The sequence below is a fragment of the Streptomyces sp. NPDC055400 genome (genome assembly GCF_053644375.1).
In genome coordinates this window covers 129,380-145,562 of record NZ_JBSHLM010000013.1, presented here as the reverse complement: position 1 = coordinate 145,562, position 16,183 = coordinate 129,380, and the positions used below count along the sequence as shown (strand labels likewise).

Here is a 16,183-nt window from a genome sequence, read left to right as displayed (position 1 = left end):
CCGGACCGTGGAGCTCTAGAAGACCGATTCCGCCTCGTCCATGCGGTCCTTCGGCACCGTCTTCAGTTCGGCGACGGCCTCGGCGAGCGGGACCATCTCGATCTCCGTGCCGCGCAGCGCCGTCATGCGGCCGGAGACGCCCCGGTGCGCGGCCTCGACCGCGTGCCAGCCGAAGCGCGTGGCGAGGACCCTGTCGTACGCGGTCGGGGTGCCGCCGCGCTGGACGTGGCCGAGAATGACCGGCTTCGCCTCCTTGCCGAGGCGCCGCTCCAGCTCGAACGCGAGGGCCGTGCCGATGCCCTGGAAGCGCTCGTGGCCGAACCGGTCGATCGCGCCGGTCTGGTAGTCCATCGTGCCCTCGGCGGGGTGCGCGCCCTCGGCCACGCAGATGACGGCGAACTTCTTGCCGCGCGAGAAGCGTTCCTCGACCATCTTGACCAGGTCGGCCGGGTCGAAGGGCCGCTCGGGCAGGCAGATGCCGTGCGCGCCGCCCGCCATGCCGGACTCCAGGGCGATCCAGCCGGCGTGCCGGCCCATCACCTCGACGACCATGACGCGCTGGTGGGACTCGGCGGTGGTCTTCAGCCGGTCCATGGCCTCCGTGGCGACGCCGACGGCGGTGTCGAAGCCGAAGGTGCGGTCCGTGGCGGAGATGTCGTTGTCGATGGTCTTCGGGACGCCGACGACGGGCAGGCCCGCGTCGGCGAGCATGCGGGCCGCGGTCAGCGTGCCCTCGCCGCCGATGGGGATGAGGACGTCGAAGCCGATCTCCGTGGCGAGTTCCTTGGCGTTCTCGCAGGCGGCGCGGAAGCGGTCGCGCTCGAGCCGGGAGGAGCCGAGGATGGTGCCGCCGCGGGCGAGGATGCCGCTCACGGCGTTCAGGTCGAGGGTGCGGTAGCGGCCGTCGAGCAGTCCCGCGTAACCGTCCTCGAAGCCGATCACCTCGTCGCCGTGGTGCGTGACGGCGCGGTGCACGACCGACCGGATCACTGCGTTCAGGCCAGGACAGTCGCCGCCGGCGGTGAGAACTCCGATACGCATCGTGCGTGTCTCCTGCTCGCTGTTGAGACTTGTGAGCCGTTCCGATTCTTTCACGGCCGTGGAGGCGATGTCGGTCAGCGCCGGGAGCACGCGCCCGTGCGGCTTGTGTTCCCGGGCCTTTCGACCCCCGGACCAGGGCCTTTGTCCGGCGGGCGACCTAGCCACCCCCGGAGGTATTGTCAAGGGGGCACGGCTACGACTTTCATCAGAGGCCGGTTCAGCGGCCGAATCACTGCGGCAGAGGCCCCTTCTCTGCGGCCCGTCCAGCGAAAGGGAGAGCACGCGTGACGCGCAGCGTGTACGTGACCGGGATCGACCGGGGTGACGGCCGGCAGGTCGTGGAGCTGGGAGTCATGGAGCTCCTGACCCGGCAGGTCGACCGGGTGGGCGTCTTCCGCCCGCTCGTCCACGACGGTCCCGACCGGCTCTTCGATCTGCTGCGGGCGCGCTACCGCCTCTCCCAGGACCCGGCGACGGTCTACGGCCTCGACTACCACGAGGCGTCGGCCGTGCAGGCCGAGCAGGGCACCGACGAACTGGTCTCGCGCCTGGTGGACCGCTTCCACCAGGTCGCCCGCGAGTACGAGGTCGTCCTCGTGCTCGGCACGGACTTCGCCGACACGCAGCTCCCCGACGAACTGGCCGTCAACGCCCGCCTCGCCAACGAGTTCGGGGCGTCCGTCATCCCGGTGGTGGGCGGCCGCAAGCAGACCCCGGAGTCCGTGCACGCCGAGACCCGCAACGCGTACCGCGCGTACGAGGTCCTCGGTTGCGACGTGCTCGCGATGGTCGTGAACCGGGTGGCGGCGCAGGACCGCGAGGAGATACGCGACCGCCTCGAGGCCCATCTCCCGGTGCCCACCTACGTACTGCCGGACGAGCCCGCCCTGTCGGCGCCGACGGTCTCGCAGATCGCGCAGGCGCTCGGCGGCGAGGTGCTGCTCGGCGACGACGCGGGCCTCGCGCGCGACGCTCTCGACTTCGTGTTCGGCGGCGCGATGCTGCCGGCGTTCATCAAGGCGCTGACGCCGGGCTGTCTCGTCGTGACGCCCGGGGACCGCGCCGACCTCGTGGTGGGTTCGCTCGCCGCGCACAGCGCCGGCACCCCGCCGATAGCGGGCGTCCTGCTGACCCTCGACGAGCGGCCGGGCGAGGAGATCCTGACGCTCTCCGACCGCCTCGCGCCCGGCACGCCGGTGGTGGCGGTGCAGGGCGGCTCCTTCCCCACCGCCGGTGAACTGTTCTCCATGGAGGGCAAGTTGAACGCGGCGACGCCCCGCAAGGCGGAGACCGCGCTCGGCCTCTTCGAGCGGTGGGTCGACACGGCCGGCCTGCTGGAGCGGGTCTCGGCGCCGAGCAGCGACCGCGTCACCCCGATGATGTTCGAGCACAAGCTCCTGGAGCGGGCCCGCGCCGACAAGCGCCGCGTCGTGCTGCCCGAGGGCACCGAGGAGCGCGTCCTGCGCGCGGCGGACGTCCTGCTGCGCCGCGGGGTGTGCGACCTGACGCTGCTCGGCCCGGTGGAGCAGATCCGCAAGAAGGCCGCCGACCTGGGCGTCGACCTGGTCGACACACAGCTCATCGACCCGGACACGTCCGAGCTGCGGGACCGGTTCGCCGCCCAGTACGCGCAGCTGCGCGCCCACAAGGGTGTCACCGTCGAGCTCGCGTACGACGTGGTGGCGGACGTCAACTACTTCGGGACGCTGATGGTGCAGGGCGGCCTGGCGGACGGCATGGTGTCGGGTTCCGTGCACTCGACGGCCGCGACGATCCGCCCCGCTTTCGAGATCATCAAGACGAAGCCGGACGCCGGCATCGTGTCGTCCGTCTTCTTCATGTGCCTCGCCGACAAGGTCCTCGTGTACGGGGACTGCGCGGTGAACCCGGACCCGGACGCGCAGCAGCTCGCCGACATCGCCGTCCAGGCGGCCGCCACCGCCGAGCAGTTCGGCGTGGACCCGCGGATCGCGATGCTGTCGTACTCGACGGGCACGTCGGGTTCGGGCGCGGACGTCGACAAGGTGCGCCGGGCCACGGAGCTGGTGCGCGAGCGGCGCACCGATCTGAAGATCGAGGGCCCCATCCAGTACGACGCGGCCGTCGAGCCGTCGGTGGCGGCGACCAAGCTGCCCGGCTCGGAGGTCGCGGGCCAGGCCAGCGTGCTGATCTTCCCCGACCTGAACACCGGCAACAACACGTACAAGGCCGTTCAGCGTTCGGCCCGCGCCATCGCGGTCGGTCCGGTCCTGCAGGGGCTGCGCAAGCCGGTCAACGACCTGTCGCGCGGCGCGCTCGTGCAGGACATCGTCAACACCGTCGCCATCACGGCGATCCAGGCCCAGACGCCGGCCTCCTGACCCCTACGAAGAGGTAAGCACCTGTGACCTCCCACCCGTCGCCCACCACCGCCCTGCCTGACGAGCTTCGCTCGGCCCCCCTGGCTACCCGAGTCCTCGTCCTCAACTCCGGTTCCTCGTCGCTGAAGTACCAGCTGCTCGACATGGAGAGCGGCGTCCGGCTCGCCGTGGGACTCGTCGAGCGCATCGGCGAGGAGACGTCCCGCCTCAAGCACACACCGCTGACCGGGGGCGGCGGCGAGGCGCGCGAGGTGAACGGCCCGATCGCCGACCACGACGCGGCCCTGAAGGCGGTCGCCGCGGAGCTGGCCCGCGACGGGATGGGCCTGGACTCGTCCGAACTCGCCGCGATCGGCCACCGTGTGGTGCACGGCGGCATGTTCTTCACCGAGCCGACCGTGATCGACGACGCGGTCCTCGCGGAGATCGAGCGGCTGATCCCGGTCGCGCCGCTGCACAACCCGGCCAACCTCACGGGCGTCCGCACCGCGATGGCGCTGCGCCCCGACCTGCCGCAGGTCGCCGTCTTCGACACGGCGTTCCACACGACGATGCCGGAGTCGGCGGCGCGCTACGCGATCGACGTGAAGACCGCCGACGAACACCGCATCCGCCGCTACGGCTTCCACGGCACCTCGCACGCGTACGTGTCCCGCAAGGCGGCCGAGCTCCTGGGCAAGGCCCCCGAGGAGGTCAACGTCATCGTCCTGCACCTGGGCAACGGCGCCTCGGCGTCGGCGGTGCGCGGCGGCCTGTGCGTGGACACCTCCATGGGCCTGACGCCCTTGGAGGGCCTGGTGATGGGGACGCGTTCGGGCGATGTGGACCCGGCCGTCATCTTCCATTTGATGCGGGTGGGCAGCATGTCCGCCGACGAGATCGACGTACTGCTCAACAAGAAGAGCGGTCTGGTCGGTCTCTGCGGCGACAACGACATGCGGGAGATCCGCCGCCGTATCGACGAGGGCGACGAGGAGGCGCGGCTCGCCTTCGACATCTACGTCCACCGTCTGAAGAAGTACATCGGCGCGTACTACGCGGTGCTCGGCCGGGTGGATGCGGTGGTGTTCACGGCGGGGGTCGGCGAGAACGCGGCGCCGGTGCGCGAAGCTGCCGTGGCGGGCCTGGAGGAGCTGGGTCTCGCGGTCGACGGCGAGCTCAATTCCGTACGTTCCGACGAACCGCGGCTGATCTCGCCGGAATACGCGCGGGTGGCTGTCGCAGTCGTCCCGACCGACGAGGAACTGGAGATCGCGCAGCAGACCTACGCCCTCGTGCACGGCTCCGCGTCCCGCAACGACTGAGCGCACCACCGCCCATTTGTAGATTCCACCAGACGGAATATTCCGTAGCGAAACAAACCGATAGGATCGCCCCCATGCGCCGTTCCAAAATCGTCTGCACGCTGGGCCCCGCCGTCGACTCCGAAGAGCAGCTCGTTGCGCTGATCGAAGCCGGCATGAATGTGGCCCGCTTCAACTTCAGCCATGGCACGCACGCCGAGCACCAGGGGCGGTACGACCGTGTCCGGGCCGCCGCGGAGAGCACCGGCCGCGCCGTCGGCGTCCTCGCGGACCTCCAGGGCCCCAAGATCCGTCTCGAGACCTTCGCCGAAGGCCCCGTCGAGCTGGTGCGCGGTGACGAGTTCACCATCACCACCGACGATGTCCCGGGCGACAAGTCGATCTGCGGCACGACCTACAAGGGTCTGCCCGGCGATGTCTCCAAGGGCGACCAGATCCTCATCAACGACGGCAACGTCGAGCTCCGCGTCATCGAGGTCGACGGGCCGCGCGTGAAGTCGATCGTCGTCGAGGGCGGTGTCATCTCCGACCACAAGGGCATCAACCTGCCCGGCGCGGCCGTGAACGTGCCCGCGCTGTCCGAGAAGGACGTCGACGACCTGCGCTTCGCCCTGCGGATGGGCTGCGACATGGTCGCCCTGTCCTTCGTGCGCAACGCCGACGACGTGCAGGACGTCCACAAGGTGATGGACGAGGAGGGCCGCCGGGTCCCCGTCATCGCCAAGGTGGAGAAGCCGCAGGCGGTCGACAACATGGAGGGCGTCGTCGCGGCGTTCGACGCCGTGATGGTGGCCCGCGGCGACCTCGCCGTCGAGTACCCGCTCGAGAAGGTCCCGATGGTGCAGAAGCGCCTCGTGGAGATGTGCCGCCGCAACGCCAAGCCGGTGATCGTCGCGACCCAGATGATGGAGTCGATGATCACCAACTCCCGCCCCACGCGCGCCGAGGCGTCCGATGTCGCCAACGCGATCCTGGACGGCGCGGACGCGGTCATGCTGTCCGCCGAGTCCTCCGTGGGCGCCTACCCGATCGAGACCGTGAAGACGATGTCGAAGATCGTCGTCGCGGCCGAGGGGGAGCTCCTGTCCAAGGGTCTCCAGCCGCTCGTGCCCGGCAAGAAGCCGCGCACGCAGGGCGGTTCGGTCGCCCGCGCCGCCTGCGAGATCGCCGACTTCCTGGGCGCCAAGGGCCTCGTGGCCTTCACCCAGTCCGGCGACACGGCACGCCGCCTGTCCCGCTACCGCGCGGCCCAGCCGATCCTGGCCTTCACCACGGACGAGGGCACCCGCAACCAGCTGACCCTGAGCTGGGGCGTCGATTCGCACATCGTGCCGTACGTCGACAACACCGACGCGATGGTCGACCTGGTCGACGCCGAGATGGTGAAGCTGAACCGCTTCAACGACGGCGACACCGTCATCATCACGGCCGGTTCGCCCCCCGGCGTCCCGGGCACCACCAACATGGTCCGGGTGCACCACCTGGGCGGCGGAGAGCGCGACTGACGCCTCGCCAGGCCCATCGGCCCCGTACGACACACTGAGGGCGCCACCTGATTCAGGTGGCGCCCTCAGTGGTGTGCGGCTCCCGGACGGGTCCGTGGGTGCGCGGGTCGGCAGGCTCAGCCGGTGAGGTACTGGTGGAGACCCGGCACGTGCAGGTTGCCGCCGAACTGACCGGCCTGCTTGACCTTCACGTTCGTGAAGTAGATCAGGGGGATGTTCAGCGGCGGCGGGTGCTCGGCGTCGAACGTGATCGGGATGAGCCCCAGAAGGTTCCCCGAGATCGACTCCGTGTACATCGTGGTCGTGCCGCCCCGGATGGTGGACGTGGTGCCCTTGCCGGCCTGGACGTGGTACGTCTTGCCGCCCGGGCCGTCGACCGTCTGGTGCAGGTCGCCGATGTCGGTGCCGTTCGAGATGACGTACTTCAGGACCTTCTTGACCGTGCCGTTGGGCGTGCGCACGTTCACGATGCCCTGGTAGTCCGCGCCCTTGAGGGTCAGCGAACTGGCCTCCAGGTGCCACGAGTCGTTCGGGACCTGAGCAGGGGTCTGCTCGTTGCCGCCCTCGGCATCCGTCGCGGCCGGGCAGTTGTCCGGCACACCGGTCTCGCTCGCCGACGGCGCGGGGACCACCTTCGTGGCCTTGTCCGCGGTGTCGTCGACGGCCTTTCCGGCCTTGTCCACCGTGTCCTTGACCGCGTCCCCGGCCTTGTCCGCCGTGTCCTTGACGGGCTCGGTGACCTTGCCGACGGTGTCCTCGACGGTGCCGCCGACATCCGTGGACTTGGACGCCGAGGGGGTCGGGGTCGCCGACTCCTTCTGATCCGGCGTCAGCAGGTTATCGAGCGCGTCGCCGAGACCCAGCGGGTCGAGCGGGTTCTTGGTCTCGGAGGGCGTCGGAGTCGGCGTGGCCGTCTTGCTGGCGGCCGTGCTGTCGTCCGAGGGCGTGTCCGTGGACTTGGACGCGGAGGGCGACGGGGTGGGCTCGGCCTTGTCGCCCGAGTCCGCCTTGTCGTCCGACGTGTCCTTGCTCGCGGACGCAGAGGGCGACGGGGTGGGCGAGGCGGACTCGTCCCCCTTGTCGTCGGCCGCGTCCTTGCCGTCCTTGGACGCCTTGATCGCGTCGGCGCACGCCTTGTAGTCGTCGGCCGAGAACTTGGTGGGGTTGTCCTTGGCCTGCGCGAGCGTGGGGGTCAGCCCCATGCCCATGAGCACGGCCGTGGGCATCGCAGCAATGGCGATCGCTTTGCCCGCGGGCATGTGCAGCCTGGTGAACAGCGGCTTTCTGGGGGCTGCATGCCGCGGCCCGGTTCTCTCACGGAACTCTGCCGCAGAGTTCTCGTGACGCACCTCGTCAGCCGGCACGGTGCCTCCCGTTCGTCCCGTCGTTACCGTTCGGGCTCGTTCCTGACAGATCGTCCGACGCACCGCCGAAGGCATCGAAGGCTGCGGTCTCGCCCTTCGGGGCATCCGAGTCGTCCGCGGCCTTCCCGCCGTCCGTCTCCTGCTTCGCGGCCCGTGCGGGCCCCCAGGAGATGCCGAGAGCGCCGCCGAGCAGCGCCAGCAGGAAGCCGATGACGAAGCCACCGAAGTTGGAGACCACCAAGGAGACCAGGGCGAGCAGGATCGCCGCGACGCCCGCGAAGATGCGGGACATCGGCTGGAACCAGAGCGTCAGGCCGAGCACCACAAGCAGGACGCCGATGATCAGCGAACCGGCGCCGGCCGTGGTCGACATCCGAATGGTCATCGAGCCGAGCGTGAGGTTCGCGTACGGGAAGTACATGATCGGAATGCCGCCCAGCAGCGTCAGCAGACCACCCCAGAATGGGCGCTGACCGCGCCACCCTCGGAACGATCGGCGCGTCTGGCCGAGCCTGTCGCCCAGCCCTGCTTGCGCTTCGGCGCTCATGTCGTACAGCTCCTCGGGAATGGCGTTGTTCTGTGGTGATGGTGCGTGTCGGATACGGGCACGGGGACGTCCCGGAGCTTCCCGCTCGCCCCCGCGCCCGGCCGTTCAGCGCTGTGAGTGAACTAGACCCTGGAGCCTAGTAGCACTCGTGTGCGCCCTTCTGCACCTGCATGTGCAGGCCGGAGAGCTTGAAGGTGCCGGCCGTGGTCGCCCACGCGCGCTGCTTGACATCTTCGAAGTGCACCGAGTCGGCCTGCTGCGAGAACGAGTCCGGGACGTACTTGTCGCCCTTGGACGGACCCGGACCCTTGGTGGTCGAGTCGATACCGACGCCGATGTCGATGTTCTTGAACGTGGCGTTGGTCGACAGGTCGTCGGCGTCGATGTACAGCTTCTTCGCCTCGACGCGGGGGCCGCCCGCACCGCCCGCGCTGAGCTTCATCGACACGTCACCGAAGACCGGCACCGGCACGACGACCGACTGGCACAGGTTGGTGATCTTCGCCTCGTTGAGGCCGACGACGGCAACCGGGTGCGCACCCGACTTACCGCTGTCGAGCGCCCCGTACTGGACGAATCCCGTACCGTCGAGCGAGTCGGCCGTCACCTTGAACGACTGACCCGAAACACTGAACGATGCCGCAAGCGCACCCTGCGAGAGGGCGACGCCTATCGCGGCAGTCGCCGCGACGCTCGGCACCATGACTACGGCGAACCGCTTCCATCTGGTTCCGCCACGAGCCACGGACTCCATGACTTTCCTCCTTCTCGGACGTACATCTCCGGCCCTGACAGCGCCCCTTGGGGCGCTCAGCCGGGCAGGGATGGGAGAAGTGCTACGTCCTCGGGAAGGAGAGCGCCCGCATCGGGGGCGCGCAATGGCACCCGAATCACCGGCGATCACCCCCGAGCGACAACCACTGGTCGCACCTGACAGTCACGCGCAACCTGCTGGACAGGCCCTGCCGGGAAGCAGAGACCCCCCTGCCCAAGGCCGGCGGCACTGCTACCGGCCTGCTCGGTGGGGACCCTGAAACCCCGCGACCCGATTGGCTGTCGGACTGCGGGATGAGGACCGAGCGTCGCCGATCGTGGTGCATTCTCGGCTGGCGCACAAGGGGGTTCGTTACTCGCTAGTAACGGACGGATAACCGAACAGCGACCGGGCGGTGTCACCCGGCAACACAGGGTGGTGTCAAGCGAGTTGCCAAAACAGAGGAAGCAGGGGCGTAACCGGACAGAAGTCGGCCCCTGACTTACTCCAAGTAACAGCGGCCGCCTTTACCAAGTTTTGGTAAAGCGCGACCGCTGTGTACCCGCGGGAACAGAACTTTCACCTGGGCACCACATCGCCCGGCGTTTAAGAACTGGTCAGAAACGGCTCAGAAGAGAACCCGGGCCAGAGCCGCACGGCCCGTAGTCACGCGCGGATCGTCGGAGCCGACGACCTCGAAGAGTTCGAGCAACCGCACGCGCGCGGCGTTCCGGTCCTCGCCCGCGGTGACCTTCACCGTGTCGACAAGTCGGCCGAACGCGTCCTCGACATGGCCTCCGACCAGGTCGAGGTCCGCCGCGGCGATCTGTGCCGCCACGTCGGAGGGCCGGTCCGCGGCGTCCTGACGGACCTTCTGCGGATCGAGACCCTGCACGCGCAGGAGCAACTCGGCCTGCGCCAGGCCCAGCTTGGCCTCGCTGTTGCCGGGGTCGTCGCTCAGCACGTTCTTGTACGCCTGGACGGCTCCGGCGAGGTCGCCGGCGTCAAGAGCCCGGACGGCGGCTTCGAGCAGAGCGTCGTACGGACCGGCCGGAGCCTCCACGACCGGGGCAGATCCCTCCGCATCGGCGTCGACCGTGATGCCGGTCAGGCCGAAGCGCTCCTCGGCGACCTGGATCAACTGGTCGAGCGTCCCGCGGATCTGCTCGGCCGGCGCGGCCCCCTGGAAGAGCGGCAGGGCCTGTCCGGCCACCACCGCGAAGACCGCCGGGATCCCCTGGACCCCGAACTGCTGCATCAGCATCTGGTTGGCGTCGACATCGATCTTGGCGAGCACGAACCGGCCGTTGTACTCGGCCGCGAGGCTCTCGAGCAGCGGGCTCAGCTGCTTGCACGGCTCGCACCACTCGGCCCAGAAGTCGATGACGACGGGCACTTCGGCCGAGCGTTGAAGGACGTCGCGCTCGAAGCCGACCTCGTCGACGTCGATGACGAGGCTCGACGGGGAGACGGCCCCGCCGCCGCCCTGCCGCGCGGACTCGGCACGCGCCTGCTCCGCCTTCGCCTTGGCCTCCTGGGCCGCCTTCACCGCGGCGAGGTCGACGACTCCGCTCATGGACATGTTCCGTGGCTGCATGAGTACATCCTCCCCCTTCCGCGGTGCATTGTGGGCCGGGACCACCCGTCGCGGCCTCCCGCCGGACTGCGGGAGCCGTCAGGTTCGTGGTCGCGGACCTGGTCCGAGGCCCTGAGAAGGGCCGTTCTGCGGCCCCAAGGGGCCGGTGCGGAGCCGGGTCCCCACCCGGCGCCTCTGGTTGTCGCACGGCTCGATGCGCTTTCGCTACGGGTCGTAGCGTAACTCTCGCGCGGGCCGCGTGGGGAGGGGGCCCCGGTGATCTTCGCTGTGGTCTGCCTCACGGCGCTGTCCCTACCGGCCGGTATGGTCCTTTTCATGCAGAGCCGCATTCCCCCGCCCCTCCCGAGAACGGGCCGCCCGAGAAGTGCCGCCGCCGACGCGGCGATCCTTGAGGCGACCCGTGCGGCGCTGGTGGACCTCGGCTGGTCCAAACTCTCGATGGGGGACGTGGCGACGCGCGCGGGCGTCGCCAAGACGACGCTCTACCGGCGCTGGGCGAGCAAGAACGAGCTCGTCGTGGACGCGGTCGCGGTCCTCTTCGACGAGCTCGAACTCCCGGACAACGGCAGCCTCGCCGCGGACATCGGGGGTGTGGTCCTCCAGTTCGCGGCGCTCCTGAACCGCCCGGAGACCAAGACCGCGCTGATGGCGGTGGTCGCCGAGTCGACGCGTGACGCACCGCTGCGCGAACGCATCCGCACCTCGATCGTGGACCGGCAGAAGCGCCTGGTCCTTCAGGGCCGCGCCCGCGCCCAAGCGCGCGGCGAACTCCCCCTCGAATCCGACCCGGCCGCCGCGGCCCGCACCGCCGACCTCATCTTCGACGTGGTCGCGGGAGCCGTGGTGCACCGCACGCTGGTGAGCGCGGAGCCGGTGGACGAGGAGTGGGTCGACCGGTTCACCACGCTGCTCCTGGGCGGACTCGCCTCCGTGCAGGCGTAGCCCGCCCAGGTCCCGTCACTTCTTCCAGGCGCAACTGCCCAGCGCTGCACGCTTCTTGGCGACCAGGCGGGCCGCCTCGTCCGCGGGCAGGACCCGGGTGTGCGAGCCCCCGCAGACGACCGTGCGGTCCCCGTGTCCGGCGAGGTCCACGAGGATCTGGTCCCAGTGGCGGTACTGCACGTCGTGCGCGGAGTCGGCGTAGGTGCGCACCGTGACACGGTCCGCAGCGAACTGCTTGCGCCAGGTCGCGAGCGTGGCCGGCGGGACCGTGGTGTCCTTGTCGCCGCCGTACAGGTACACGGGGGCCGTCAGCTTCGACAGGTCGGGGCCCGGCCGCTCGCAGTACAGCTTCTGCTCGTGGACCTGCGGCGCCGGATCGGCCTGCTGGCCGCGCTGGTTGTAGGTGCGGGCGCCGTCCTCGTACGCCGTGTCGGCGAAGCCCGGGATGGACTTGACGGGGCTGTCGTCGGGGAACGCCCACCACTTGCGGGGGTCGGTGATGGAGTCCTTCAGGGCCGCGGCGAGCGCGTCGTCGGACATCGAGCAGTATGCGGGCTTGTCGCCGTACGGCGGCAAGGCGGCGGCCAGGTGCAGGGCGGAGACGCGGCCGGGCGCGCGGGCGGCGAGTTCGGCGGCGTAGGGGCCGCCCCCGGAGATCGCGACGATCCTGAACTTCTCGACGCCGAGACGGTCGAGCACGTCGAGCGCGTCCCGCGCGAAGTCGGCCTTGCCGAGCGCGGGGTCGTACGCGGTGTCGCCGAAGCCGTTGCGCTCGACGGAGATCAGCCGCAGGCCCAGGTCCACGCGCGTGGTGCGGAAGAAGTCGGTCATGTGGACGGCCCGCGCGCTGGTCCCGGTGCCGCCTATGTAGAGGACCGGGACGCCGTCGCGCGGGCCCGAGTCGGTGTAGTGGGCCGTACGTCCGGAGGGCAGCTTCGCGGCGCGTACGTCGGGGCCGAGCGGGTCGAAGGTGTTCTGCACCTTCGGCTCGGCCGGCGGGCTCGCGCTCACCGCCCCGGATCCGCCGAGGACCATCCCGCCGAGCAGGGCCAGGGCGGCGCATCCGACGGTGGTGGTGGTGCGGTTGAGTCCGGACGGACGCACGGGAGCTCCAGGGGCAGGCGACGATCGACGTGCCCGCGCCTACCCCGGCCGCACCGGGTGACACCTGACAGCCCCCAGGTGCCACCGGCGCGAACTCCCGTCAGAACCCGGCGGGTTCGGTGTACACGCCCCACTCGTCGCGCAGGACCCCGCAGATCTCGCCCAGGGTGGCCTCGGCGCGTACGGCGTCGAGCATGGGCGGGATCATGTTGCCGCCGTTGCGGGCGGCCTTGAGCATGTCGTCGAGGGCGGAGCGCACGCGGGCGTCGTCCCGGGCCGCCTTGCGGACGCCGAGCTCGCGCACCTGCTCGCGCTCGACCTCGTGGCTGACGCGCAGGATCTCCAGGTCGCCGGTGACGGACCCGTGGTGCGCGTTGACGCCGACGACCCGCTTGTCGCCCTTCTCCAGCGCCTTCTGGTACTGGAACGCGGACTCGGCGATCTCGCCGGTGAACCAGCCGTCCTCGATGCCGCGCAGGATGCCCGAGGTCATGGGCCCGATGGGGTGCCGCCCGTCCGGGTGGGCGCGCAGGCCGCGCTCCTTGATCTGCTCGAAGATCTTCTCCGCGTCGGCCTCGATGCGGTCCGTGAGCTGCTCCACGAACCACGAACCGCCCAGCGGGTCCGCGACGTTGGCGACGCCGGTCTCCTCCATGAGGACCTGCTGCGTGCGCAGCGCGATCTCGGCGGCCTGCTCGGAGGGGAGCGCCAGGGTCTCGTCGAGGGCGTTCGTGTGCAGCGAGTTGGTGCCGCCGAGCACGGCCGCGAGCGCCTCGACGGCGGTCCGTACGACGTTGTTGTACGGCTGCTGCGCGGTCAGGGAGACCCCGGCGGTCTGCGTGTGGAAGCGCAGCCACTGCGCCTTGTCGGTCTTCGCCCCGTACACGTCCCGCAGCCAGCGGGCCCAGATGCGGCGCGCGGCGCGGAACTTGGCGATCTCCTCGAAGAAGTCGAGGTGCGCGTCGAAGAAGAAGGAGAGGCCGGGCGCGAAGACGTCCACGTCGAGGCCGCGCGACAGGCCGAGCTCCACATAGCCGAAGCCGTCGGCGAGCGTGTACGCCAGCTCCTGCGCGGCCGTGGAGCCAGCCTCGCGGATGTGGTAGCCGGAGACCGAGAGCGGCTTGTACGCGGGAATGCCCTCCGCGCAGTGCTCCATGAGGTCGCCGATCAGGCGCAGATGCGGCTCGGGCTGGAAGAGCCACTCCTTCTGCGCGATGTACTCCTTGAAGATGTCCGTCTGGAGCGTGCCGTTGAGGACGGCAGGGTCGACACCCTGCCGCTCGGCAGCCACGAGGTACATGCAGAAGACGGGCACGGCGGGGCCCGAGATCGTCATGGACGTCGTGACGTCCCCGAGCGGGATGTCCTGGAACAGGACCTCCATGTCGGCGGCGGAGTCGATGGCGACGCCGCAGTGCCCGACCTCGCCGAGCGAGCGCGGGTCGTCGGAATCGCGCCCCATGAGCGTCGGCATGTCGAAGGCGACGCTCAGCCCTCCCCCGCCGGCGGCCAGGATCATCTTGTAGCGCTCATTGGTCTGCTCGGCGTTCCCGAACCCGGCGAACTGGCGGATCGTCCACGTACGGCCCCGGTACCCGGTCGGGTACAGACCGCGCGTGAACGGGTACTCGCCGGGCCATCCGATCCGCTCGAAGCCGTCATAGGTGTCCCCGGGACGTGGCCCGTAGACCGGGTCGACGGGGTCCCCCGAGAGCGTCGAGAAGTCGGCGTCCCGCTTGCGGGCGGAGTCGTACCGGGCCTGCCAGCGGCGGCGGCCCTCTTCGATGGCGTCAGCGTCCATGCTTCCCATGCCTTCAAATTTACTTGGACGTCCTAGTAAATGTCGATGGCAAACCGCCCGCACATCGTGCGGGCGGTTCAGTGGCGCCGTCCGTCAGGCCTTGGCGACGGCCGGGCCGTCGTCGGCGACCTTGGAGTCCAGCTCGCGGGAGATCTTCCGCTCGACGAAGAAGGCGGCGGTGGGGATCGTGCCGGCGATCAGGACCCACAGCTGCTTGCCGACCGGCCACTTCGCCTTGGAGCCCAGGTCGAAGGCGAAGACCAGGTAGACCACGTACAGCCAGCCGTGCGCGATGGCGACGACGCGCGTGACATCCGCCGCGCCGTCGATGCCGAGCACGTACTTGGCGATCATGCCGAGGCACAGCAGGACCAGCAGGACGCCCGTGACAAAGGCCATCACCCGGTACCGGGTCAGCACGCTACGTTTCATGGATACGAGCGTAACGGCCCGTTTTGCGCGATCTTCGCGCGGGTCAGCCCTCGTCGAAGTCGTGCGCGGCGACCCGCAGCGGCCGCAGCATCGCGAAGATCTCGCCGCACTCCTCGGCGTCGTACACCCCGAGCCCGAAGTCCATCGCCATCAGGTCGCGGGTGGCGGCGTCGCAGACCTCGCGGCCCTTGGCCGTGATGGAGGCGAGCGTTCCGCGGCCGTCGTTCGGGTTGGGCCGCTTGTCGACGAGCCCGGACCGCACAAGGCGGTCGACAGTGTTCGTCACCGAGGTCGGGTGCACCATGAGCCGCTCGCCGATCTTCGACATCGGCAGCTCGCCGGCCTTGGAGAAGGTGAGCAGCACCAGCGCCTCGTAGCGCGCGAAGGTCAGTCCGTACGGCTTCACCACCGCGTCGACCTCGCCCAGGAGGATCTGGTGCGCGCGCATGATCGAGGTGATCGCGCCCATGGACGGCACGGATCCCCAGCGCTGCTTCCAGAGTTCGTCTGCGCGGGCGATGGGATCGAAGGCAAGGCTGAGCGGCTTCGGCACGCCCAAGACCTTACCGGCCGGTCATATGCTGGTCAGCCCCGTCTCGCCCTTCGGTCCGGGACCTACGCGAAAGCCCCGGCCCGCCCGGGTGCCGGGGCTTTCCACGCACAGCAGTTCGCGGGGATGTCACTCCCCCGCGAGGTGCCGCTCCACCGTCGCGACCTTCGACGTCATGCCGTCCGTCACACCGGGGCGGATGTCCGCCTTGAGCACGAGGGACACGCGCGGGGCCCGCGCCTCGACGGCGGCGACGGCGCGCTTCACGACGTCCATCACCTCGTCCCACTCGCCCTCGATCGAGGTGAACATCGCGTCCGTGCGGTTCGGGAGTCCGGACTCGCGCACGACCCGGACGGCGTCGGCCACGTACTCGCCGACGTCCTCGCCGACACCGAGCGGGGAGACCGAGAAGGCGACGATCACGCGTTCACGACCTTCTCCTGGCGGGCGCGGGACGCGATGACCGCGGCCTCCGCCTCACGCTTCAGCTTGCGCTCGGCGAAGAAACCGCCGGTCGGCAGGACGGAGAGGACGAAGTAGAGGGCGCCGGTCTTGACGCCCCACTTCGTGCGGTTCCACGCGTCGAGCCAGAAGAGCACGTAAAGGATGAACAGGACGCCGTGCACCATGCCCATCACCGGGACGGCGTCGAACTCCGTGGTCCGCTTCAGCACCGAGCAGACGAGGAGCAGCAGGAAGGAGACGGCCTCCGGAGCGGAGACCAGGCGGAGTCGGCGGAGTGCGGAGGCGGTCTTGATGTCCACGGGGGCACCTTCGGCAGAAGCGGTGAGGGGGCGGGCTTTGATCTTGTGAACGCAAGCACAAGCGCTGCCCATTGTGGCATCGGGGGCGACCCGGGGTTCGCTCAGGGTTCGTTCA

General features: G+C 69.8%; 15 protein-coding genes. 4 read left to right on the top strand and 11 right to left on the bottom strand.

Going from position 1 to position 16,183, the window contains the following annotated elements; all coding sequences use genetic code 11:
* Window positions 1–15: 15 nt before the first annotated feature.
* Window positions 16–1,041 carry an ATP-dependent 6-phosphofructokinase gene (locus ACWIGU_RS30920; RefSeq protein ID WP_266674274.1) on the bottom strand — a complete coding sequence of 342 codons (1,026 nt, stop codon included), beginning with the start codon at window positions 1,039–1,041 and terminating at the stop codon, window positions 16–18.
* A 284-nt stretch (window positions 1,042–1,325) separates the two neighbouring features.
* Between ACWIGU_RS30920 and pta the strand changes: the two genes are divergently transcribed.
* From pta to pyk, 3 genes are all read left to right on the top strand, one after another.
* The gene (gene pta / locus ACWIGU_RS30915; RefSeq protein WP_454404972.1) at window positions 1,326–3,401 is read left to right on the top strand and encodes a phosphate acetyltransferase; all 2,076 of its coding nucleotides are present in this window, start codon (window positions 1,326–1,328) and stop codon (window positions 3,399–3,401) included.
* 80 nt (window positions 3,402–3,481) lie between these two features.
* A complete protein-coding gene (locus ACWIGU_RS30910) occupies window positions 3,482–4,705 on the top strand; it encodes an acetate kinase (protein ID WP_454405084.1) in 1,224 nt (407 codons plus the stop codon).
* 74 nt (window positions 4,706–4,779) lie between these two features.
* A complete protein-coding gene (pyk, locus tag ACWIGU_RS30905) occupies window positions 4,780–6,210 on the top strand; it encodes a pyruvate kinase (protein WP_454404971.1) in 1,431 nt (476 codons plus the stop codon).
* A 116-nt stretch (window positions 6,211–6,326) separates the two neighbouring features.
* Here the strand turns inward: pyk and ACWIGU_RS30900 are convergent, their stop codons facing one another.
* The 4 genes from ACWIGU_RS30900 to ACWIGU_RS30885 form a co-directional block, all read right to left on the bottom strand.
* On the bottom strand, window positions 6,327–7,574 hold the full coding sequence (locus tag ACWIGU_RS30900) for a hypothetical protein (RefSeq protein ID WP_454404970.1): 1,248 nt from the start codon (window positions 7,572–7,574) through the stop codon (window positions 6,327–6,329).
* Window positions 7,564–8,121: a DUF6114 domain-containing protein gene (locus tag ACWIGU_RS30895; RefSeq protein ID WP_454404969.1), complete on the bottom strand. Its 558-nt coding sequence runs from the start codon at window positions 8,119–8,121 to the stop codon at window positions 7,564–7,566. Before ACWIGU_RS30895 ends, ACWIGU_RS30900 begins: the two co-directional genes overlap by 11 nt.
* A gap of 136 nt (window positions 8,122–8,257) precedes the next feature.
* On the bottom strand, window positions 8,258–8,875 hold the full coding sequence (locus ACWIGU_RS30890) for a DUF6230 family protein (RefSeq protein WP_116509787.1): 618 nt from the start codon (window positions 8,873–8,875) through the stop codon (window positions 8,258–8,260).
* A 628-nt stretch (window positions 8,876–9,503) separates the two neighbouring features.
* Entirely contained in the window at window positions 9,504–10,472 is a 969-nt protein-coding gene (locus ACWIGU_RS30885; RefSeq protein WP_454404968.1) for a tetratricopeptide repeat protein, read from the bottom strand.
* Window positions 10,473–10,787: 315 nt separating this feature from the next.
* On the opposite strand from ACWIGU_RS30885, the gene ACWIGU_RS30880 reads away from it, so the two are divergent.
* Complete coding sequence (locus tag ACWIGU_RS30880) at window positions 10,788–11,414, top strand: TetR/AcrR family transcriptional regulator (protein WP_454404967.1); 627 nt, start codon at window positions 10,788–10,790, stop codon at window positions 11,412–11,414.
* A gap of 15 nt (window positions 11,415–11,429) precedes the next feature.
* Here the strand turns inward: ACWIGU_RS30880 and ACWIGU_RS30875 are convergent, their stop codons facing one another.
* The 6 genes from ACWIGU_RS30875 to ACWIGU_RS30850 all read right to left on the bottom strand — a co-directional run bounded on the left by ACWIGU_RS30875 (window position 11,430) and on the right by ACWIGU_RS30850 (window position 16,068).
* Window positions 11,430–12,518 (bottom strand): alpha/beta fold hydrolase, encoded by a 1,089-nt coding sequence (locus ACWIGU_RS30875; RefSeq protein WP_454404966.1) that lies wholly within the window; start codon window positions 12,516–12,518, stop codon window positions 11,430–11,432.
* A 100-nt stretch (window positions 12,519–12,618) separates the two neighbouring features.
* Window positions 12,619–14,319: an acyl-CoA mutase large subunit family protein gene (locus ACWIGU_RS30870; RefSeq protein ID WP_454405083.1), complete on the bottom strand. Its 1,701-nt coding sequence runs from the start codon at window positions 14,317–14,319 to the stop codon at window positions 12,619–12,621.
* A 93-nt stretch (window positions 14,320–14,412) separates the two neighbouring features.
* A complete protein-coding gene (locus ACWIGU_RS30865; RefSeq protein ID WP_356284779.1) occupies window positions 14,413–14,751 on the bottom strand; it encodes a DUF3817 domain-containing protein in 339 nt (112 codons plus the stop codon).
* Between the two features lie 43 nt (window positions 14,752–14,794).
* Window positions 14,795–15,304, bottom strand: a complete 510-nt coding sequence (locus ACWIGU_RS30860) for a MarR family winged helix-turn-helix transcriptional regulator (protein WP_356284777.1) — start codon at window positions 15,302–15,304, stop codon at window positions 14,795–14,797.
* Window positions 15,305–15,430: 126 nt separating this feature from the next.
* A complete protein-coding gene (locus ACWIGU_RS30855) occupies window positions 15,431–15,727 on the bottom strand; it encodes an MTH1187 family thiamine-binding protein (protein ID WP_100595821.1) in 297 nt (98 codons plus the stop codon).
* Window positions 15,724–16,068, bottom strand: a complete 345-nt coding sequence (locus tag ACWIGU_RS30850) for a DUF3817 domain-containing protein (RefSeq protein ID WP_266559977.1) — start codon at window positions 16,066–16,068, stop codon at window positions 15,724–15,726. Before ACWIGU_RS30850 ends, ACWIGU_RS30855 begins: the two co-directional genes overlap by 4 nt.
* Between the last annotated feature and the right edge of the window lie 115 nt (window positions 16,069–16,183).